The sequence below is a fragment of the Streptomyces sp. NPDC029152 genome (assembly GCF_055564355.1).
On record NZ_JBVHWR010000001.1, the window covers coordinates 352,293 to 373,235 of the forward strand.

At 74.8% G+C, this 20,943-nt stretch carries 15 protein-coding genes; 6 read left to right on the forward strand and 9 right to left on the reverse strand.

Annotated elements, in window-relative coordinates; genetic code table 11:
- Positions 1 to 126: 126 nt before the first annotated feature.
- From mmsA to ACZ4V6_RS01575, 5 genes are all read left to right on the forward strand, one after another.
- Positions 127 to 1,629 carry a CoA-acylating methylmalonate-semialdehyde dehydrogenase gene (gene mmsA, locus ACZ4V6_RS01555; protein WP_467821735.1) on the forward strand — a complete coding sequence of 501 codons (1,503 nt, stop codon included), beginning with the start codon at positions 127 to 129 and terminating at the stop codon, positions 1,627 to 1,629.
- A 465-nt stretch (positions 1,630 to 2,094) separates the two neighbouring features.
- The gene (locus ACZ4V6_RS01560; protein WP_467821736.1) at positions 2,095 to 3,519 is read left to right on the forward strand and encodes an APC family permease; all 1,425 of its coding nucleotides are present in this window, start codon (positions 2,095 to 2,097) and stop codon (positions 3,517 to 3,519) included.
- Between the two features lie 126 nt (positions 3,520 to 3,645).
- On the forward strand, positions 3,646 to 6,297 hold the full coding sequence (locus tag ACZ4V6_RS01565) for a CocE/NonD family hydrolase (protein WP_467821737.1): 2,652 nt from the start codon (positions 3,646 to 3,648) through the stop codon (positions 6,295 to 6,297).
- Positions 6,294 to 7,178: an ABC transporter permease gene (locus tag ACZ4V6_RS01570; protein WP_467821738.1), complete on the forward strand. Its 885-nt coding sequence runs from the start codon at positions 6,294 to 6,296 to the stop codon at positions 7,176 to 7,178. The genes ACZ4V6_RS01565 and ACZ4V6_RS01570 overlap by 4 nt, the downstream gene beginning before the upstream one ends.
- 243 nt (positions 7,179 to 7,421) lie before the next feature.
- The gene (locus ACZ4V6_RS01575) at positions 7,422 to 8,324 is read left to right on the forward strand and encodes a chaplin (protein ID WP_467821739.1); all 903 of its coding nucleotides are present in this window, start codon (positions 7,422 to 7,424) and stop codon (positions 8,322 to 8,324) included.
- A gap of 212 nt (positions 8,325 to 8,536) precedes the next feature.
- Here the strand turns inward: ACZ4V6_RS01575 and ACZ4V6_RS01580 are convergent, their stop codons facing one another.
- Positions 8,537 to 9,802 (reverse strand): NAD(P)-binding domain-containing protein, encoded by a 1,266-nt coding sequence (locus ACZ4V6_RS01580; protein ID WP_467822213.1) that lies wholly within the window; start codon positions 9,800 to 9,802, stop codon positions 8,537 to 8,539.
- A 2-nt stretch (positions 9,803 to 9,804) separates the two neighbouring features.
- Positions 9,805 to 11,079, reverse strand: a complete 1,275-nt coding sequence (locus tag ACZ4V6_RS01585) for a carboxylate--amine ligase (RefSeq protein WP_467821740.1) — start codon at positions 11,077 to 11,079, stop codon at positions 9,805 to 9,807.
- A gap of 179 nt (positions 11,080 to 11,258) precedes the next feature.
- Between ACZ4V6_RS01585 and ACZ4V6_RS01590 the strand changes: the two genes are divergently transcribed.
- Positions 11,259 to 12,533: a glycoside hydrolase family 26 protein gene (locus tag ACZ4V6_RS01590; RefSeq protein WP_467821741.1), complete on the forward strand. Its 1,275-nt coding sequence runs from the start codon at positions 11,259 to 11,261 to the stop codon at positions 12,531 to 12,533.
- 74 nt (positions 12,534 to 12,607) lie between these two features.
- Here ACZ4V6_RS01590 and ACZ4V6_RS01595 read toward each other — a convergent pair whose 3' ends face one another.
- Genes ACZ4V6_RS01595 through ACZ4V6_RS01625 form a run of 7 tightly spaced genes read right to left on the reverse strand, consistent with a single transcriptional unit; the run spans position 12,608 to position 20,918 of the window.
- Positions 12,608 to 13,264 carry a YveK family protein gene (locus ACZ4V6_RS01595; RefSeq protein ID WP_467821742.1) on the reverse strand — a complete coding sequence of 219 codons (657 nt, stop codon included), beginning with the start codon at positions 13,262 to 13,264 and terminating at the stop codon, positions 12,608 to 12,610.
- Positions 13,261 to 14,415: a glycosyltransferase gene (locus ACZ4V6_RS01600; protein ID WP_467821743.1), complete on the reverse strand. Its 1,155-nt coding sequence runs from the start codon at positions 14,413 to 14,415 to the stop codon at positions 13,261 to 13,263. The genes ACZ4V6_RS01595 and ACZ4V6_RS01600 overlap by 4 nt, the downstream gene beginning before the upstream one ends.
- 1 nt (position 14,416) lies before the next feature.
- Positions 14,417 to 15,181 (reverse strand): polysaccharide deacetylase family protein, encoded by a 765-nt coding sequence (locus tag ACZ4V6_RS01605; RefSeq protein ID WP_467821744.1) that lies wholly within the window; start codon positions 15,179 to 15,181, stop codon positions 14,417 to 14,419.
- On the reverse strand, positions 15,165 to 16,859 hold the full coding sequence (gene murJ, locus ACZ4V6_RS01610; protein WP_467821745.1) for a murein biosynthesis integral membrane protein MurJ: 1,695 nt from the start codon (positions 16,857 to 16,859) through the stop codon (positions 15,165 to 15,167). Before murJ ends, ACZ4V6_RS01605 begins: the two co-directional genes overlap by 17 nt.
- The gene (locus ACZ4V6_RS01615) at positions 16,856 to 18,199 is read right to left on the reverse strand and encodes an O-antigen ligase family protein (protein ID WP_467821746.1); all 1,344 of its coding nucleotides are present in this window, start codon (positions 18,197 to 18,199) and stop codon (positions 16,856 to 16,858) included. Before ACZ4V6_RS01615 ends, murJ begins: the two co-directional genes overlap by 4 nt.
- A 5-nt stretch (positions 18,200 to 18,204) precedes the next feature.
- Positions 18,205 to 19,632, reverse strand: a complete 1,428-nt coding sequence (locus ACZ4V6_RS01620; RefSeq protein ID WP_467821747.1) for a sugar transferase — start codon at positions 19,630 to 19,632, stop codon at positions 18,205 to 18,207.
- Positions 19,629 to 20,918, reverse strand: coding sequence for a glycosyltransferase (locus ACZ4V6_RS01625; protein ID WP_467821748.1), 1,290 nt, complete (start codon positions 20,916 to 20,918; stop codon positions 19,629 to 19,631). Before ACZ4V6_RS01625 ends, ACZ4V6_RS01620 begins: the two co-directional genes overlap by 4 nt.
- Positions 20,919 to 20,943 lie beyond the last annotated feature (25 nt).

Below are 20,943 nucleotides of genomic sequence, written 5' to 3' on the forward strand. Positions count from 1 at the left end.
GCCGCCCGGCTGCTGGGATGGACCCATGGCCGTGAGTGCGACCCGACCGTCGCCGGCAACGGCCCGTGAGCTGGACGAACGGCACGCTACGACCCGTCGCCGCCAACTGTGAAGGAGTTCTCGGTCATGACGAACGTCGTCAACCACTGGATCGGCGGCAAGACCGCCGAAGGCGCCTCGGGCACGTACGGGCCGGTGACGAACCCGGCGACCGGTGAGGTCACCACCAAGGTGGCCTTCGCCTCGGTGGACGAGGTGGACGCCGCGGTCGCCGCCGCCAAGGAGGCGTACCTGACCTGGGGCCAGTCCTCGCTGGCGCAGCGCACCTCGATCCTCTTCAGGTTCCGGGCGCTGCTGGACGCCCACCGCGACGAGATCGCCGCGCTGATCACCGCCGAGCACGGCAAGGTGCACTCCGACGCCCTCGGCGAGGTCGCGCGCGGCCTGGAGATCGTCGACCTGGCGTGCGGCATCACCGTGCAGCTCAAGGGCGAGCTGTCGACGCAGGTCGCCACCCGCGTCGACGTGTCCTCGATCCGGCAGCCGCTCGGCGTCGTCGCGGGCATCACGCCGTTCAACTTCCCGGCGATGGTGCCGATGTGGATGTTCCCCGTCGCCATCGCGTGCGGCAACACCTTCGTGCTCAAGCCGAGCGAGAAGGACCCGTCGGCCGCCGTGAGGATCGCCGAGCTGCTCTCCGAGGCCGGTCTGCCGGACGGCGTCTTCAACGTCGTGCACGGGGACAAGGTGGCCGTGGACCGCCTGCTGGAGCACCCGGACGTCCAGGCGGTCTCCTTCGTCGGCTCCACCCCGATCGCCCGCTACATCCACACCACCGCCTCCGCCAACGGCAAGCGCGTCCAGGCCCTGGGCGGCGCCAAGAACCACATGCTGGTGCTGCCCGACGCCGACCTCGACGCGGCGGCCGACGCGGCCGTCTCCGCGGCCTACGGCTCGGCCGGCGAGCGCTGCATGGCGATCTCCGCGGTCGTCGCGGTCGGCGCGATCGGCGACGAACTGGTCGAGAAGATCCGCGAGCGCGCCGAGAAGATCAAGATCGGCCCCGGCGACGACCCGGCGTCCGAGATGGGCCCGCTGATCACCAGGGCGCACCGCGACAAGGTGGCCTCCTACGTCCGGGGCGCGGCGGCCGAGGGCTGCGAGGTCGTCCTCGACGGCACCGGCCACACCGTCGACGGCTACGAGGACGGCCACTGGATCAGCCTGTCCCTGCTGGACCGGGTGCCGACCACGGCCAAGGCCTACCGGGACGAGATCTTCGGCCCCGTCCTGTGCGTGCTGCGCGCCGAGACGTACGAGGAGGGCCTGGCCCTCATCAACGCCTCGCCGTTCGGCAACGGCACCGCGATCTTCACCCGGGACGGCGGCGCGGCCCGCCGCTTCCAGCTGGAGGTCGAGGCCGGCATGGTCGGCGTGAACGTCCCGATCCCGGTCCCCGTCGGCTACCACTCCTTCGGCGGCTGGAAGGACTCGCTCTTCGGCGACCACCACGTCTACGGCAACGACGGCACGCACTTCTACACCCGCGGCAAGGTCGTCACCACCCGCTGGCCGGACCCGGCCGACGCCCCGGCGGGCGTGGACCTGGGCTTCCCCCGCAACCACTGAGGCGAAGCCCCGGAGAGACACGGCGGTGCCCCGTCCCACCCGTGCGGGACGGGGCACCGCCGTGTCCGTGCGCGTACCGGCCCGGCCCGGGCCGGTACGCGCACGGGCTCCATGGACCCCACCCGTTGTCGTGATCCTGTGATCCGTCTGCGCGCGGGACTCCACCGGACTCCACCGGGCGCCACCGGTGGCGTCCGGATACCGGAAGGCCACCGTCTTTTTTGCCGCCCCGGCTACGGTTCCCGTACGCCTCAACTTCCCTCGAACGACGGCCTGTGATGCGTTTTCCCGTAGTCATGCCGGCTGTGATCGACGGATTCCGTAGGTAAACGACCATTGACGTGCTGGTTTTCGTCGGGGTTCTATCGTGCGCCGGGAGCGGACGAGAACCACGTACGACCAAGCCGCCGGAGGCGATAGCGCTCCCGCCCGAACCCCACAGCACGAGTCGATCGGAACCGCTCCATGACCGACACGCTCCGCCCCGCCCAGACCGCCGCAGCAGCGCCCCCGGACCAGCCGGACCACCCGGAGTCCCGGACGCTCAAACGGTCCATCGGGGTCGTCGGCGGCACTCTCCTGACGCTCTCGTGCGTGACCCCCGCCTCCACGCTGTTCGTGGTCGTGCCCGACCTGTTCGGCTCGCTCGGCACCGCCACCGCCCTGACGATCGCCATCGGCTCCCTCCTCTGCATCGCCGTGGCGTTCTGCTACTCGGAGCTGGGCACCATGATCCCCAGCGCGGGCGGCGAGTACGCCATGGTGTCGACCATGGCCGGGCGGCTGGCGGGCTGGCTGGTCTTCGTGCTGTCCCTGCTGGTCGTCATGATCGTCCCGCCGGTGATCGCGATGGGCACGGCCGACTACCTCGAACCGATCGTGCACCTCGACCCGTCGGTGGCCGGTGCCGGCGTCATGGTGCTCGCCACCCTGGCCGGCCTGCTCGACCTGCGCGCCAACGCCTGGATCACCGGCGTCTTCCTGGTCCTCGAGGTCATCGCCGCGGCCGTCGTCGCGGTGCTGGGCTTCGCCCACGGCGAGCGCGGCCCCGGCAGCCTCGCCTCGATGGAGGTGGCCGGCGCCGACGGCCGCACGGACGCGGTGACGGCGATGCTGGTCGTCTCCGGGCTCGCCATCGCCCTGTTCATCACGCAGGGCTTCTCCACCGCCGTCTACCTCTCCGAGGAACTGGAGAACCCGCGCCGCAACGTCGCCCGCACGGTGCTCGCCACCCTCGCCATCTCCACGGTGATCATCCTGGTCCCGGTCGTCGCCATCACCCTGGGCGCCTCCGGCCTCACCGAACTGACCGGCGGCGACATCGGCTCCATGGTCACCGCCTGGTCCAACTCGGCCGTCGGCACGTTCGTCAGCCTCTGCGTGGCCCTCGCCATCATCAACGCCGGCATCGTGATGGTCATCCAGAACTCGCGCGTGCTGTTCGCCTCCGCCCGCGACAAGGCGTGGCCCGCGCCGGTGAACGACCTCTTCGCCAAGCTCGGCCGGTTCGGCTCCCCCTGGGTCTCCACCCTCGCGGTCGGCGTGCCCGGTGCGGTGCTCTGCTTCGTCAACCTCGACACCCTGTACGGCGTCACCGGCGTCTCGGTGACCGGCATGTACCTGCTGGTCGCGATCGCCGCCCTGCTGTGCCGGCGCGGCGACCACCGGCACACGCAGGCGTGGCGCATGCCCCTGTGGCCCGCCGTGCCCGTCCTGCTGATCGTCGTCCTCGCCTACATCCTGACCCAGCAGGAGACGGGCTACCTGCTGTGGACCGGCGGCATCACCGCCGTCGCCACCCTGTACTGGGCCCTGTACCTGCGCCCGCGCCGCGACACCCGCTGGCTGGTGACCCTCCCGGAGGACGCCCGGGAGCCCGCCGAGGCGTGATCCCGGCCGGCCCGCCGCCCGTACCGCGTCCGCGGTAGGCGGCGGGACCGTGTACGCCCGCGGGAGGGGCGGCGGTTCAGTCCCTGGAGGGCCGCCGATGCCGGTGGCGGCCCGTACCGTTGGCGCATGGATCTTCGACTGCCCCGCATGCGGGGGCTGCTGCGGCGGCCGCGGCGGATGCTCTCCGCCGCGGCCGCCGTCGTCGTGCTCGCCGGCGCGGGGACGTGGACGGCGGTCGCCTCCGACGACCCGCCGCCGGTGCACCGCACCGACCGGACCGTGCCCGTGGGGGACGGGGTGCGTCTGGACACCTCCTACTTCACGGCCGGTTCCGGCGGCCGCCGCCCCGCCGTCCTGCTCGCGCACGGCTTCGGCGGCAGCAAGGCCGACCTGCGGCAGCAGGCGGAGAGCCTCGCCCGGGACGGGTACGCGGTCCTGACCTGGTCGGCGCGCGGCTTCGGCCGGTCCACGGGGAGGATCGGGCTCAACGACCCGGACGGCGAGGTCGCCGACGTCTCCCGGCTGATCGACTGGCTGGCGCGGCAGCCCCAGGTGCGGCTCGACGCGGCCGGGGACCCGCGCGTGGGCGTGGCCGGCGCCTCCTACGGCGGCGCGGTCGCGCTGCTCGCCGCCGGTCACGACGACCGCGTGGACGCCATCGCCCCCGCCCTCACCTACTGGGACCTCGCGGACGCGCTGTTCCCGAACGGCGTCTTCAAGAAGCTGTGGGCGGGCGTCTTCGTCAACACCGGCGGCGGCTGCGACCGCTTCGAGGACACGCTGTGCCGGATGTACCAGCGGGTCGCCGAGTCCGGGGTGCCGGATCCCGGGGCCGTCGAGCTGCTCCGGGAACGCAGCCCGCAGGCCGTGGGCGACCGCATCGGGGTCCCCACCCTGCTGACGCAGGGACAGACCGACTCCCTCTTCCCGCTCGGCCAGGCCGACGCCGCGGCCCGCGCGATCCGTGCGAACGGCGCACCGGTCGACGTCGACTGGATCGCGGGCGGGCACGACGGCGGCGACATGGAGACGGACCGCGTCCAAGCACGCGTGCACTCCTGGTTCGACCGCTACCTGAAGGACGACGAGGGCGCCGCCACCGGCCCCGCCTTCCGGGTCACCCGCACCGGCGGAGTGGACTCCACCGACGGACGGGCCCGGTTGCGGGGCGCGAGCGCGGACCGGTACCCGGGCCTGGGCGGCGGGCCCGCCTCCGTCCCCCTGAGCGGACGCGAGCAGCGCTTCGCCAACCCGGCCGGCGCCGCCCCGCCCGCCGTCTCCGCGCTCCCCGGCATCGGCGGCGCGGGCGGGCTCGCCCGGCTGTCCTCCCTCGGCGTGGGCGTCTCCCTGGACGTCCCCGGCCAGCACGCCGCCTTCCAGTCGGCCTCGCTGACCGAGGACCTGCGCATCACCGGCTCCCCGACGGCGACCGTCCACGTCCGCTCCACCTCCGACGACGCCGTCCTCTTCGGCAAGGTGTACGACGTCGGCCCCGGCGGCGCCGCCCCGGTGCTCCCCGCCCAGCTCGTCACGCCCGTCCGCGTCGGGGGAGCGAAGGCCGGCAAGGACGTCACGATCACCCTCCCGGCCATCGACCACGAGGTCGAGAAGGGCCACCGGCTGCGCCTGGTCCTCGCCTCCACCGACCTCGGCCACGCCTCCCCGGCCGCCCCGGCGACGTACACGGTCTCCCTCGCGGGCGGCCTGACGGTGCCGACCGCTCCCGGCGTCACCACGGCCGCCGCCCCGCTGCCCGCCTGGGTGTGGTGGTTGCCGCTCGCCGGTCTCGCCGTCGCCCTGGCCCTGCTGCTGACCGGCCGCCGCCGCACCGCCGCGCCCGCCCCGGACCCCGCGCTCGCCGAGGTGCCGCTCCGGATCACCGGCCTGACCAAGCGCTACGCCGGCGCGGCCGACCGGTACGCGGTGCGGGAGCTGTCCTTCAGCGTCGAGAAGGGCCAGGTCCTCGGCCTGCTCGGCCCCAACGGCGCCGGCAAGACGACCACCCTGCGCATGCTGATGGGCCTGATCACCCCGGACGAGGGCGAGATCCGGGTCTTCGGCCACGCCGTCCGGCCCGGCGCCCCCGTGCTCTCCCGGGTCGGCGCCTTCGTCGAGGGGGCCGGTTTCCTGCCGCACCTGTCCGGCCGGGAGAACCTGGAGCTGTACTGGCGGGCCACCGGCCGTCCGCCCGAGAACGCCCACCTGGACGAGGCCCTTCGGATCGCCGGCCTCGGCGACGCGCTGGCCCGCGCGGTGCGCACCTACTCGCAGGGCATGCGCCAGCGCCTCGCCCTCGCCCAGGCCATGCTGGGCCTGCCCGACCTGCTCATCCTGGACGAGCCGGCCAACGGCCTCGACCCGCCCCAGATCCGCGAGATGCGCGAGGTGATGATCCGGTACGCGGCGGCCGGGCGCACCGTCATCGTCTCCAGCCACCTGCTCGCCGAGGTCGAACAGTCCTGCACCCACCTGGTGGTCATGGACCGCGGGCGCCTGGTCCAGGCCGGCCCGGTCGCCGAGATCACCGGCTCCGGGGACACCCTCCTGGTGGGCACCGACACGCCCGTGGACGAACCGGCCGTGGAGAAGGTCGCCGCGCTGCCGGGCGTGGCCTCGGTCGTGCGCACCGACGACGGGCTCCTGATCCGGCTCGGCGCCGACGGCACGGCGCCCCGCCTGGTCGCCGAACTGGTCCGGCTGGAGGTGCCGGTGGCCTCGGTCGGCCCGCACCGACGCCTGGAGGACGCCTTCCTCACCCTGATCGGAGGTTCCGCATGAGCACCCTCACCGGGCGGACCCGGCGGTCCGCCGGACCGGCCGAGTCCGCCCACGACTACCGGCCGGGCCGCACCCTGCCCTTGCGGGTGGAGCTGGTGCGCCAGCTGAAGCGGCGCCGCACCCTGGTCATGGGCGCGATCCTCGCCGTCCTGCCGTTCGTCCTGGTCGTCGCCTTCGCGGTCGGCGGCGAGCCGGACGGCCCCGGCGACCGCGTCACCCTGATGGACACGGCCACCTCCTCCGGCGTCAACTTCGCCGCGGTCAACCTCTTCGTCTCGGCGGGCTTCCTGCTGGTCGTCCCCGTCGCCCTGTTCTGCGGGGACACCGTGGCCTCCGAGGCGAGCTGGTCCTCCCTGCGGTACCTGCTCGCCGCCCCGGTGCCGCGCGCCCGGCTGCTCGCCTCCAAGCTCGCCGTCGGACTGGGGCTCAGCCTGGCCGCGATGGTGCTGCTGCCGCTGGTCGCCCTCGCCGTGGGCACGGTCGCCTACGGCTGGGGTCCGCTGGAGATCCCGACGGGCGGCTCGCTCGCCCCGGGGACGGCCGCGCTGCGGCTCGTGGTGGTCGTGGCGTACGTCTTCGTTTCCCAACTGGTCACGGCCGGACTGGCGTTCTGGCTGTCCACCAGGACCGACGCCCCGCTCGGCGCGGTCGGCGGCGCGGTGGGCCTCACCATCGTCGGCAACGTCCTGGACGCCGTCACCGCCCTCGGCCACTGGCGCGACTTCCTGCCCGCGCACTGGCAGTTCGCCTGGGCGGACGCCGTCCAGCCGCACCCCGAGTGGTCCGGCATGCTCCAGGGCGCCGCGATCTCCGTGACGTACGCGCTCGTCCTGTTCGCACTGGCTTTCCGGGGCTTCGCCCGCAAGGACGTGGTGTCCTGAGCGGCCGTGAGCCGCCCGTTCCTTTCCGGGTCTTTCCGCACGCCGTGCGGGCCAACCGGGTGAACCTGCGCAACCGATTCCCTCGTGTCGGGTTTATGAAGCGTAGGCATGCGACGCCACGAGAAAGGAACGCGCAGTGCCCGAGAAGGCAATGGGCACCGACGCCGTCGCCTGCTCCATCCGCGGTACACGGGCCTTTCCCGCAGGAATTCGCGCAGTACTTCAAGCAGGAAGATCACGACATTGCGACAGACCCTGAGCAGGGGAGTGTTCGCGGCGGCCGCCGCCACGGGCATTCTGTCCCTGTCCGGCACCCCGGCACTCGCCGACAGCACCGCGGTGGGAGTCACCGACGATGCTTCCGGTCTGCTGTCCGGGAACAACGTTCAGGCGCCCATCGACGTGCCGGTGAACGTGTGCGGCAACACCATCGGTGTCCTCGCGGCGTTCAACAACGCGTACGGCAACGCGTGCGGCAACGTCTCGCACACGGGCAAGTCCGGCTCCGCCGCCGGTGCCGAGGCCGTGGGGCAGACCGAGAACGCCTCCGGGATCGCGTCCGGGAACAACGTCCAGGCACCGGTCCACGTGCCGGTGAACGCGTGCGGCAACACCGTCGACGTGCTCGCGGCGTTCAACGACACGTACGGCAACACGTGCGGCAACGTCTCGCACGCGGGCGGGTCGTCCACGTCCTCGTCCGACGACTCCGCCTACGGCGCGCGCGCCGTGGGGCACACCGAGGACTCCTACGGTCTGCTGTCCGGGAACAACGTCCAGGCGCCGGTCCACGTGCCGGTGAACGTGTGCGGCAACACCGTCGACGTGCTCGCGGCGTTCAACGGCACGTACGGCAACACGTGCGGCAACACCGCGTACGGGTCCGAGCCCGGCTACGGCACCGAGGAAGAGACGCCTCCGACCACCACCACTCCCACCACTCCCACCACTCCCACCACTCCCGCGACTCCTCCCACGCGCACGGTGGAAGAGCCGCCGTCGGTCGGCGTCGAGGAGCCCGGCACGACGCCCCAGCTGGCCGAGACCGGCAGCGCGGGCATGCTGACGGCCTCGCTCGCGGGTGCCGCGCTGCTCGGGGGCGGGGCGATGCTGTACCGCCGCGGACGCGTCGCCGCCCGCCGCTAGCCGCTTCCGGGTGCCGGACGCGCCCCGTCCGGCACCCGCTCCCCTCCCTGGCGACACGCCCCCGGACCGACCCGTCCCACCCCACCGGGTGGCCGGGCGGACCGGGGGCGTGTCGCTGTGCCGTCCCGTGGCCGTCCGCCCCCGTCGGCGGCGCACGGGCGGGCCGCCGATCCGCCTCGCGGCAGCGGCCCGCAGTCGGCCGGCGCTCCCCGTCAGTGGCCCACCGGCGACGGCGCCGCGCTCCGGCCGGGCACCCCCGGGACGGGGACCGTCCCCCGGACCGGGGTCGACCCGAGCCGGCGGCGCACCCCCCGGACGAGGGTCCGCGCCGTGAACGTGGCGCCGTGGACGAACCGCATGGCCGGGCCGAAACCGGAGGCCGTCACCAGGCCGGCGAGGAACAGGCCCGGGTGGGACGACTCGAACTCCCGGCCGGTGGCCGGGGAGCCGTCGGGCAGCACCGCCAGCGTGCCGCACAGCTCGGGGGCGAGCATCCCCATCCGGTCGCAGCGCGGCTTGAACCCGGTGGCGGCGATGACGTGCTCGGTCTCCAGGGTGTGCACGGCGCCCCCGCGGCTCACCGTGTCCAGCCGCACGCCGTCCGGCACCGCGCAGGCCGCGGTGACCTCGTGGCCCGGCATCAGCTCCACCGCGCGCTCCACCCGGTCCCGCACCCACCACGCGCCCGCCGGGCCCAGTGCCGTGGCCGCGATCCGGGTCCGGGTCGACTCCGGCAGCCGCCGGAAGACACCGGGGCGCTCGGAGTAGAACCAGTTCCGCCAGCCGGGACCGAGGCCGCTGTGCGGCGAACGGACCGTCTGCGTCCAGGGGCGCTCCCAGGGCGGCGGCACGTCGTTCCACCGCACGCGCTCCGCCCGCGCCAGCACGCGCACCCGGGTGCCCTGTTCGGCGAGCAGCGCCGCGGTCTCCAGCGCCGCCTGGCCGCCGCCGATCACCGTCACGTCCTTGCCGCGGAACGGGGCGAGGTCGCTGTGGTGGCTGCTGTGCGTCACCAGCGCCGGGTGCAGACCGCGCAGCGCGGGCGGCACCTCGATGAACGGCATCACCCCCACCGCCATCGCCACCGTCCGCGCGTGCAGCACCTCTCCGTCCTCGGTGACCGCCGTGAAGCCGCCGGGGCCCGCCGCCACCCGCGCCACCATGCGCTCGTCCACCTCCGGCACGGCGTGACGCGCGAACCACAGGCCGTACGACGCGAACTCCTCCACCGGGATCGGCTGCGCGTGACGTGCCGTCAGGCCCTTCTCCGCGCAGTACGCGTCCAGGCGCCAGCGTCCCTGCGGGTCGGAGAGGTTGGACGCCCAGGGCTCCGACTTCAGGAACATGCCGCCGGGCATGTGGTCCCGCCAGGACGCCATGGGCCGGCCGAACACGCGCAGGTTCAGCCCGGCGGCCGCGGCGTGCGACGCGATCGACAGGCCGTACGGACCCGCGCCCACCACCAGGAGGTCGTACATCATCACTTGCTCGCTTTCTCGTTGTCGGTCAGGGAGGACGAGGCCGCCCTGGGGATCAGGGGTGATGCCGGTGACGTCCGTGCCGGCGTCCTCCCGCCCAGCCGCTCCCGCATCCGCTCCCGCAGCCGGCCGGAGACGTGACGGCCCCACAGGGACCACATCGCCCGTCCGGGGCCGGGGTCGTCCGGGGCGTACCAGGCGAGTTCGCGGCCCTCCGGAGCCGGACGCAGCGCGGCCAGCGGGGCGTAGTTCTCCACCACGAAGGCCCGCCCGGCCAGCGGGGCCCCGACCGGCAGCGGACGGCACGTCAGGTCGAGGTGCAGGGCGCGCACCACGTCCAGTCCCGCGCTGTCCGCGAAGAGCCGGAACTGGGCGCCGGGACGCGGGTTGAAGTCGAGCAGGTGGTAGCGGCCCGTCGTGCCGCAGCGGCGGAAGTCGAGGTCGAGGACGCCCCGGTAGCCCAGCTCGCGGACGAGCCGTTCGGCCTGCTCTCGCACCTCGGGGTTGGGTGTCCAGCGGCCCACCGCGGTCAGTCCCGCCCCCCGCGGCCAGGCCAGTTGCTTGCGGCCCGCACCGCCCGCGCGCACGGTGCCCGAGCCGTCGGCGTAGCCGTGGAAGAACCAGTCCCGGTCGGTCCCCGGCGGCAGGTAGGCCTGGAGCAGCAGCGGGCTGCCCGCCCGCGCGGTGCGCAGGTACAGCTCCCGCGCCTGCGTCGCGGACCGCACCAGCAGCGTGCTGCGCAGCCCGCTGTCCGCCGGCAGCAGCCAGGGGCGGCTCCACTTCGCCACCACCGGGGCTCCGAGCCGTCGCACGGCGTCGGCGGCCTCCGCAGGGCTGTCCGGGACCAGCGTCACCGGGTGCGGAACGTCCGCGGCGGCGCACACGGCGGCCAGTTCGCCCTTGTCGGCGACGCGTTCGGCCAGCGCTCCCGGCATCGCGGGCAGCAGGTAGGAGGGGGAGAGGGCGTTGCGCATGCGGGCCACGGCGATCGCGCTCGCGTCGTCCATCGGAACCAGGACGGCGGGGGACGCGAGGTCCCCGGCCACCCGGCGCAGCACGGCGAGGATGTCGTCCGCGGACGCCCCCGGAGGCGGCGGGGAGTGCATCCGCCGTACGTACCGCGACTTCGGGACGGGACTTCCGGCCGAGTCGGCGACGACGTGCACCTCCACTCCCGCCCTGCCGAGCGAACGCACGGCGCCCAGCGTTCCGTGGTGGAACGGATTCGGGTCGATCCGCAGCAGTACCGCGGGGACACGGGTGTCGAGCAGCGACACGAAATCTCTCTTTCTTTTGCATCTGTTCACCCGCACGGGCGAGTGCGGCACTCGAAAGCCCCGAGGCGGTGGCGCCCCGGAATGTCCTGTGCCTGAATTCATATGACTGCCCGTCAACACCGGGAACGGCGGAGACGGACAGCGGCAGAGGTCGGTCGAGAGCGAAGAAAGGAGCAGGCATGGCTCCACAGCACAAGCGGATCCGGTTCGGCAGGCTGGCCGTGGGCGCGGTGACGGTGGCCGCGTCGGCCGCCCTGGCGTCCGGACCCGCGGCGGGGGTGGCAGTGGTGCGGAGCACCGCCCCACCCGCTCCGTCGCCGGCCCCGACCGTGCCCGCCGGCCCGCGTCCGGCCGTTCCCGAGCCGTCGGCGACACCACCGGCGGCCACCCCGGCGCCGGGCCCGGAGGTTCCGGCCTTCGGCGCCTTCCTCGCCTCCGACGCCCGCGGTGTGGCCCGCATGGCGCAGCTCAGCCACTGGCTCGGCGGCGCGGAGCTCCGCGTCGGCCACACCTACCTGCCCGGCAACCGCTGGAGGGAGATCGAGGGGGACGTCGGGTTCCTCGAGCCGTGGGCGCGCTGGCGCAACGCGAAGGACGACCGGATGCTCGTCCTGAACGTGCCCCTCCAGGAGCGCAACGAGGAGGACGTCTCCGACGACGAGGTCCGCCGCCTCCTGCGGCGCGGCGCGGCCGGGGAGTTCGACCACCACTTCCGCGCCCTGGCCGAGCGGCTGGTCCGGCTGGGGGTGCCGGACACGGTCCTGGTGCTCGGCTGGGAGATGAACGGCACGACGTACACCCACCGCTGCGGGCCGGACCCCGAGTCCTGGAAGAAGTACTGGAACCGGATCGTCACCACCATGCGCGCGGTGCCGGGCCAGAAGTTCCGGTTCGACTTCACCCCGAGCCGCGGCCGGGACGCCGTCGCGTGGACCGAGTGCTACCCGGGCGACGACACGGTCGACGTCATCGGCATGGACTCCTACGACCAGCCGTCCGGGATGTCCTTCGACCAGCAGGTGAAGGAGCCCTACGGGCTTCAGGCGCACGTGGACTTCGCGAAGGCGCACGGCAAGCCCGTCTCCTACCCCGAGTGGGGGCTCTTCCGCAACGGCGACAATCCCGAGTACATGCGGCGCATGCTCGGATGGATCGCCGAGCACGGGCCGCTGTACAACACGCTGACCGACTACTGCCCGCACGGTGTGTGGCAGTGCGGGGCCAACCCGGACGCGTCCCGCGTCTACCGGTCCGTCGTCTCCCGCCTCGCCGACGGGACGACGCCCACCGCTCCTCCCGCTCCCACACCCACCACGCCCGTCCCCACGCCGCCCGCGCCCACCGTGCCGCAGCCCCCGCAGGGATGCTCGCCGCTGGACCTGGGCAGTTGGGCGGAGTACTGGCTCGGGGGCAAGCTCTGCCTCCGCTTCGAGTGGTGGTCGCCCGGCGACTAGCGCCGCCACCGTCCCGGCCGGTGGCGGCCGGCCCGTCCCGGGGTCCGCCGCCACCGCCGGGCACCGCACCGCCGTCACCGCTGTCCGTGCACGTCGGCGGCCGTGGCCGGTCCGGGCACCGAGGGGACGGGGGCGGGGTCGTCGTCCCGGCGGGGGCGCCTCGGCCGGGCCAGCAGGGCCAGGCCGCCCAGCAGCCCGCCCGCGCTCGCGCCCACCGCCGTGGTCACCGCCGTCGACGCGGACGTCGGGCCGCTCGGCTTCACCGCACGGGAGAACTGCACGAGCCGGACCTGGGTGCTGTCCTTGGTGTGCTCCGCGTGCTGCGTCAGAGCGCGGGAGACCGCGTTGGCCATGTCGACGGCGAGACCGGGCCGCGAGGAGGTGGCCGAGACGGCGACCATCGGCGCGTCGGGCGAGGTCGCCGCGCGCACCTTCTCCTGCAGCGTGCGCGCCGGTACGCCCGCCCACACCTGGGCGTCCCCGAGCACCGCGAGCTGGGTGGCCACACGGCCGTACGCCTGCGCGAAACCGCGGGCGGCCTCCGGGGTGGACTTCGCCGTCGGTACGGCGACGACGTAGCTGGTGGCCGTGTAGGTGTCCGGCGTGAGGAGGCCGTAGGCACCGCCGAGCAGGCCGCCGGCGAGGGTGCCCGCCGCGAGCACGGACCAGGACGGCAGCTTCTTGGCACGAGCCGCGGACGGAAGACGCCGGTGGGCCGGGGTGTCGGTCATGACGGGCTTGCTCCGAGGGGTGAGAGGGACGACGACGAACGGGAGACCGCTGCCGCGTACACGTCGACGAGACGGGTTGTGCTGCGGGTGATGGAGTAGCGGTGCGCGGCCTCCGGGACCGTGCGGGGCCCGGTGCCCGCCGCGCGCACCTCGGCGATCGCGCGGGCGTACGCGTCGGGGCCGCCGCGCACGCGCCGGGCGCCGACGGCGGCCGACGGCGGCAGGTCCTCGATCGCCGGGCAGGAGGCGTAGAGCACGGGCAGGCCCGACGCCAGCGCCTCCACCGCCGCCAGGCCGAAGGCCTCCTCCGAAGAAGGGGACGCGAACAGGTCCATCGCGCAGGTGAGCGAGGGCAGGTCGGGGCCCGCGGAGCCGTCGGGCAGGTAGGGGCGTTCGCCGGTGAACAGCACACGCCCGGACACGCCGGCCTCGTGGGCCGTGCGGCGCAGGACGTGCTCGTCGGGACCGCCGCCCACCAGCAGCAGCCAGTGGTCCTCCGGCAGCCGGGTGAGCGCGTGGACGAGGACGTCGAACCGCTTGCCCCGCGTGAGCCGGCCGACACCGCCGACGACGAACGCCTCCTCGGGCAGGCCCAGACGCCGACGGGTGTGCGCCCGCCGCTCGGGGTCGAAACGGAAGCGGTCCAGTTCGATGCCGTTCGGGACGACCTCGATGCGGGGAGCCGGCACGCCCCAGTGCTTCAGCCGGCCGGCCACCGCCGAGGAGACGGCGACCGTCGTCGAGCCGAGCCGCTCGCTGGCGAGGTACAGCGCGCGCACCCCGGCGGTGAGCCTGCGGCCCTCCATCTGCGAGTCGCCCAGGGAGTGCTCGGTGGCGACGACGGCGCGGACCCCGGCCACGCGCGCGGCGAGCCGGCCGTAGACGCAGGCCCGGTACAGGTGGGTGTGGACCAGGTCGTAGCCGCCGGCGCGGATCAGCCGGACCAGCCGGGGAAGCGCGGTCAGGTCCCGGTTGCCTGCCATGCCCAGATGCACGACGCGGACACCGTCGGCGGTCAGGCCTTCGGCGACCGGGCCGGGGTTGGTGAGCGTGACGACGTCGCACTCGAGGGGCAGGTGGCGCAGCAGCAGGCGCAGCTGCTGCTCGGCCCCGCCGACGCCGAGGCCGGTGATGATGTGCAGGGCCCTCATCTCACAGGCCTTCCACGGGACGCCGGCGCAGCCGGTGCAGCCGGTGCTTGAGGTACAGCCGCCAGGCCGTGTCGTTCTGGCCGACGTGGACGCGGGGCAGGGCGTGCGGGCCGGTCAGCGGTCCGGGGTCGATGGCGCAGGCGTACGCGTATCCGGCGTCGCGCACGGCCTCGACGGCGCGGGCGTCGACGGTGCCGTACGGGTAGCAGAAGCCCTCGGGCCGGACGCCGGTCACCTCCGCCAGCCGCTCGCGGCTCTCGACGACCTCGGTCTTGAGCTCCAGCTCGTCCGCCCGGGTGAGGTCGACGTGGGTCAGTCCGTGCGAGCCGATCTCCACGCCCTCCGCGGCCGCCTGCCGGATGCCGTCGGCGGTCAGCAGCGGCTTGCGCGGGCCCAGCGGGTCCCAGGCGTTGTCGCCGCCGAGCCGTCCGGGCAGCACGAAGAGGGTGGCGCCGCAGTTCCACCGGCGCAGCACCGGCAGGGCGGCGGTGACGAAGTCGGCGTACCCGTCGTCGAAGGTGAGCCCGACCAGGCCCCGTCCCCCGCCCCGGGCGCGGGCGGCGAGCAGGTCGGCGACGGACACGCCCCGCAGCCCCCGGCGGCGCAGCCAGGCCAGCTGCCCGCCGAGCCGCTCGGGAGTGACCGTGATGCGGTACGGGTCGTCCGAGCAGTCGCCCACCGAGTGGTACATCGCCACCCAGGGCAGCGGGCCCGGGCGCGGGGCGGCGGATCCGGCGGACCGGACGGAATCAACGGAAGCGGCCATGGGTGAGCCTTCGTGTGACGGTGCGCACGGAACGCACGGCGGATGTGGAACCCCAGGCCCCCGAGGCCCAGGCGAGCGGGACGAAGACGGCGGTCACGGTCAGGCAGCCGGCCGCGAGGCCCCCCGCCGGTGACGCGAACCGGCTCGCGGCGAACGCCCCGGCGGCGGTGGCGGCGCCCGCCGCGAGCACGGGTCCGCCCAGCTGGGCCAGGACCTGCCGGACGCGGACCGTGACACCGGGCGGGCCGCCGGACCGGTCCGCGCGCAGTCCGGCGAGCAGCAGGGCGGCCGTGACGGTGATGCCGACGGCGTTGGCGGCGGCGATCCCCGCCACGCCCCAGGCACGCACCGCCACGGCGCCGATCAGGGACGTCACGCCGATGCCCGCGGCCATCACGCCGACGGGGTACCAGCGGGGCCGGCCCGCCGAGAAGTAGGAGCGGATCAGGGCGCCCACCAGGGTCTGGCCCAGCAGTCCGAGGGCGTACACGCGCATCACGTCCGCCGTCGCCACCGTGTCGCCCCCGGTGAAGGCGCCCCGCTGGAAGAGCAGTCCGATCATCTGCGGGGCGCAGGCCATCACCGCGCTCATGCCCATCAGCACCACGCAGGAGGCCAGTACGAGGTCCCGCTGCACCCGGCTGCGGGCCCGCTCGGTGTCGCCGTCCGCGAGGGCCCGCGCCACCACGGGGAAGGTGACCGTGACCACCATCAGCGACAGCGTCATCGGGATCTGGGCCACCTTCTGCGCGTAGTTCAGGTGCGAGATGGCCCCGGCCGGCAGGGAGGAGGCGAGGAAGCGTTCGACGAGTACCTGCGACTGGCGGCACAGGGCGAACAGGAGCACGGCGGCGACCAGGGCGAAACGCATCGGCCGCTCCCCGGCCTCCGCCCCGGCCTCGGCCGCGCGGGACGCCGGTGTGCGCGCCGTCAGCTGCCGCCACAGCGACGGCAGTTGCACCGCCACCATCAGGCAGCCGCCCGCCGCGACGCCGGCCGCGGCGGAACGCACGCCCCACCGGCCGCCGAACAGGAACATCGCGGCGATGATGCCGGTGTTGTAGGCGACGTAGATCGCCGCGGGCGCGAAGAAGCGCCGGTGTGCCCGCAGCGCGGCGCTGCAGTACCCGGCGAGCCCGAAGGCCAGCAGGCTGATCGCCGTGAGCCGGGTGCAGTCGACGGCGAGGCGGGGGTCGGGCAGGCCGGGCGCCAGGGCCTGGACCAGGAGGGGGGCCGCGGCGGCGACCAGCGCGGCCACCGCGGCCAGGGCCAGGCACAGCCGGGGCAGGGTGGCGGCGACCAGGTCCCGCACCGGGTCCCCCGCGGCGCCCCGGGCGCGGCGGGCCAGCGCCAGGCTGAACGCCGGGACCAGCACCAGTGCCAGCCCGTCCTCGATCAGCAGCGTGGCGGCCAGTTCCGGCACGGTCCACGCGACGAGGAAGGCGTCCGTGTCGCTCCCGGCGCCGAACAGCCGGGCCAGCGACTGGTCGCGCACCAGACCGAGCAGCGAGCCGGCGATGGACAGCGAGGCCGTGACGAGCGTCGCCCGGGCGAGGAACTTCCGGGAGGCCTGGGCCTGCTCGGACCCGGCCGGTGCCGGGGTGGCCGCACGCGCCGCGGGCACGGACGCCGCTTCGTCGGCGTCGGACCCGGGGATCTTCGAAGGCACCACCGTCATCGGGCCACCGCCTCCTCGACGCGGTCCCGTGCCCCACCGTGCGGCAGGGCGTCCCGCCGCTCGCCGTCGGCCAGCGCCCACCACGCCGCGAGCCCCAGGGCCAGGGCGGTCACCAGGGTCGAGGGGCCGCCGATGTCCCCGTACAGGAAGTCGGTCAGCATCCAGACCAGCAGCCCGCAGGCCACCAGCGCGCAGTCGAGCCCCGGCCCCCGGCGGCGCACGCGCAGCAGCCTGCGCACCCCGCACACCAGCAGCGCCAGCCAGCTCCCGGCGAGGGCGAGCAGCCCGATCAGCCCCTGCTCGCTCAGCACCAGCAGGTACATGTTGTGCGGCGACAGCAGCGCCTGCCGGTGGTACTCCGCTCCGGCGCCCTCGACGTCGCTGCCCGACGACAGGGCCAGCGTGGCGTGTCCGTCGCGGTACTCGGGGAAGTTCTTCAGGCCCACGCCGGTCAGCGGGTGGTCGCGCCACATGCCGGCCGCCGACGTCCACAGGGCGTACCGGTCGACGACGGACTGGTCGGGGGCGTCGGTGACCTGCGCGATGCTGTCCATCCGTTCCTGCAGCTGTGCGGTGCCGACGCCGAACCCGCCCACCAGGACCACCCCCGCGGCGGCCAGGGCGGCGGCCACCCCCAGGGTCCGGCGCAGACCGGTCAGCGCCAGTTGCAGGGCGCACGTGAGGACGGTCGCGATCCAGGCGCCCCGGCTGAAGGACAGCGCGAGCGGGGCGAGCAGCGCCAGCGCGCATCCCGTGGCGGTGGCCCGCTGCCACACCGGTGCCCGGCCCAGCGCGATCCCGGCGGCGCACACCAGGCCGAGGGAGACCACGGACGCCATGCCCATCACGTCCTGGGCGCCGAAGGTGCCGACCGCCCGGATGTCCTCGCCCTGGTAGGAGGCGCCGGTCCGGGTGACGTACTGGTGGACGCCGACGGCGCCCTCGCACAGGGCGAGGCCCACGAACGACCAGGCCAGCAACCGGAAGTCGGAGCGGCCCCGGAGCAGCGACAGCACCGCCGCCGGGACCAGCACGAAGACCTGCAGGTAGCGGCCCATGCCGGCCAGCCCCGCCTCGGGCGAGGACGCCCCCAGCGCGGCGAGCGCGATCCCCGCCACCGGCAGGCCCAGCACCAGGGCCGCGGCGGGCGACAGCGGGCGCCGTCCCTCCCGCAGCAGACGGATCACGCAGTACCCCACCACCAGCCCCGAGGCCACGTCGGCGGGTCCCGCGCCGTGCCCGGCCGGAGGCAGCGCCAGCAGGGCGAGCACCGCCACCAGGGGCAGGACCGGTGCGAGCGCGGCGGCCCGGCGCGGCAGAGGTGCGAGAGCGTGGCTCACGTCGGTCAGCTCCCCGTCGGGCGGACCAGCGTGGCCGCGGTGCGCAGCAGGATGCAGACGTCCCGCCACAGCGACCAGTCGTCGATGTAGGCGTTGTCGAACCGGCAGCGGTCCTCGATCGAGGTGTCGCCGCGCAGCCCGTGGATCTGGGCGAGACCGGTGATGCCGGTCCGCATGCGGTGGCGGGCCGCGTAGCCGGGGTAGGCCCCGCTGAACTGCGCGACGAAGTAGGCGCGTTCGGGACGCGGCCCGACCAGGCTCATGTCGCCGCGCAGCACGTTCCACAGCTGGAGCAGCTCGTCGAGCGAGGTGCGCCGCAGCAGCCGGCAGAAGCGGCTCATCTCGATCTCGCCGGCCACGCTCCACCGGGTCGCCGACTCGTGCTCGTTCACCGGACGGTGGGTGCGGAACTTCAGCAGCGTGAACGGCTTGCCGTCCCTGCCGATCCGCTCCTGCCGGAACACCACGCCCGGCCCGTCGCTCAGGCGCAGGACCGTCGCGCACACCAGCAGCAGCGGGCTGACCAGCAGCAGCAGCGCGCCCGACACGAGGATGTCGAGCATCCGCTTGCCCGCGCCGTCGCGGCGCACCGGGGACGGGTCCAGGCGCCGGCAGGCGAACCCGGCCAGCCGTTCCCCCGTGGTGTACGACGGGGAGTCGGCGTCGAGCTCCCAGATCGCGCAGCCCGCCCCGGCCAGTGCGCGCAGCAGCGGCGCCTGTTCGGCGCGGACCGAGGGATGGACGGTCAGCACCGCGCGCACCCCGTTCTGGATGACCGCCCGCTCGACCTCCTCGCCGGTCCGCAGCACCGGGATCCCCTCGGCGCCCTCCGGCCGCTCGGCGACGACACCCACCGGCCGCACCCCGCACCGCGGGTGGCGCAGCAGGGCCGCGGCCACGCGTTGCGCGGTCGCCGGCGGGCCCACGACGAGCGCGGTGTGCGGATGGCGCAGCAGCGCGGCGCGCCGCCGCCCGTGCACGGCCGCGCGCAGCGCGCAGCACGCCCCCGCCTGAAGGACGACGCCCGTCAGCACGGTGCCGGCGGACAACGCGTGCTCCGGCCGGTACGCCGCCCACAGCGCCGCGGTCCCCAGCCAGGCCACGGCGGTGCGGCCGCACACGGCGGGCAGCTCCTCCAGCAGGGCCGGCACCGGCGGCCGGCTGCCGCGGGCGCGCAGCAGCAGGGACGCGACGATCAGCAGGGTGATCAGCAACGGCTGGCGCTGGGCGCCGGCGAGCGCCAGCGTGCCCAGCACGGCGGCGCCTCCGTCCGCGAGCAGCAGCGGCAGCGGTGAGGCCGAAGGCGCCGGGGACCGGGGGGCGGAGATCCGCACACCGGTCGCGGTGCCGGGCGGCGGCATGACGGAGACGGGTGAGGGGCCGTGGTCCCGCGGCGTGACACCGGGGGAGGACACGGTACGTTCGGCGGTCACGAGTGGAGGGACTCCCTGTGCTCGGTGGACTCGGCGTCCTGGGTGGTCCGGTCCGCCTCGGAGCCCCGGCCCGGGCCGAGCGGTCGGCCCCGCCCGGCGCCGCGGGCCGTGGCGCGCTCGTTCGCTCCGAACGGGTGCTCACCGTGTGAGGCGGGCCATGGGCCGAGGAGGTCGCGGTAGACGTCCGCGACCGCCTCGGTGGTGTGTCGTACGTCGTGGAGGGACAGCACGTGCCGGCGGCCCCGGGCGCCGAGGGACTCGCGCAGCGGCGCGTCGAGCAGCAGTCCGGTGACGGCCGCGGCCAGCGCCCCCGGGTTCTCCGGCGGGACCACGCACCGGGCGGTGAGGGAGGGCGGCAGGCTCTCGCGGGCACCGTCGACATCCGTGACCAGCACCGGCACACCGCAGGCCATCGCCTCCAGCGGGGCCAGCGCCATGCCCTCCCAGCGGGACGGCAGGACGACGAGGTCGGCGGCCTGGTACCAGACGGAGGTGTCGGTGACGGCACCGGCGAACAGCACGGACCGGGGGGCTTCCCGGCGCAGCCGGTCGCGGTCCGGTCCGTCGCCGACCAGGACGAGGCGGGCGTCGGGCACCCCGCGCACGACGGCCTCCCACGCGCGCAGCAGGACGTCCTGCCCCTTCTGCGGGCACAGCCGGCCCACGCAGACCGCGAGCGGTGTCCCCGGGCGCAGGCCGGCGAGCGGTGCGAGACAGGACCGCACGGCGCCGGCCGCGGCCGGGCGGTAGCGCGCGGGATCGATGCCGTTGGGGACGACCGTCCACCTGCCGGTGATCCCGGCCCGGACGCCGGTCGCGCGTTCCGCCTCGCTCACGCACAGCGTCCGCGTGGCCCAGCGCGCCCCCCACCGCTCCCACCGGAGCGCGAGGGCCGCGGTGCTCCCGCCGACCGCCTCGAACGACCAGGCGTGCGGCTGGAAGACCGTCGGGATCCGCCCGCGCACCGCGAGCCGGCCGGCGAGCCCGGCCTTCGCGCTGTGCGCGTGCACCAGGTCGGGGCGTACGTCGTCGATCACCCGCGCGAGGTCTCGTACCTCCCGCAGGAGCGAGGGGCCCGGTGACCGCGTCGCCCGCCAGCGCCGGACGCGCGCGCCCGCCGCCCGCAGCCGGTCGGCGAGCACGCTGTCGGGGCAGGCCGCCGCGACGTCCAGGCCGTCGGCCAGCTGGGCCCGGACGAGGTCCGTCACGACGCGCGCGACCCCGCCGTCCACCGGCTGGGTGAGGTGCAGGACCCGCGGCGGACGGCCGCGGGGCGACGGGGCCACGGACACGGTTTCCTCACTCACGAAG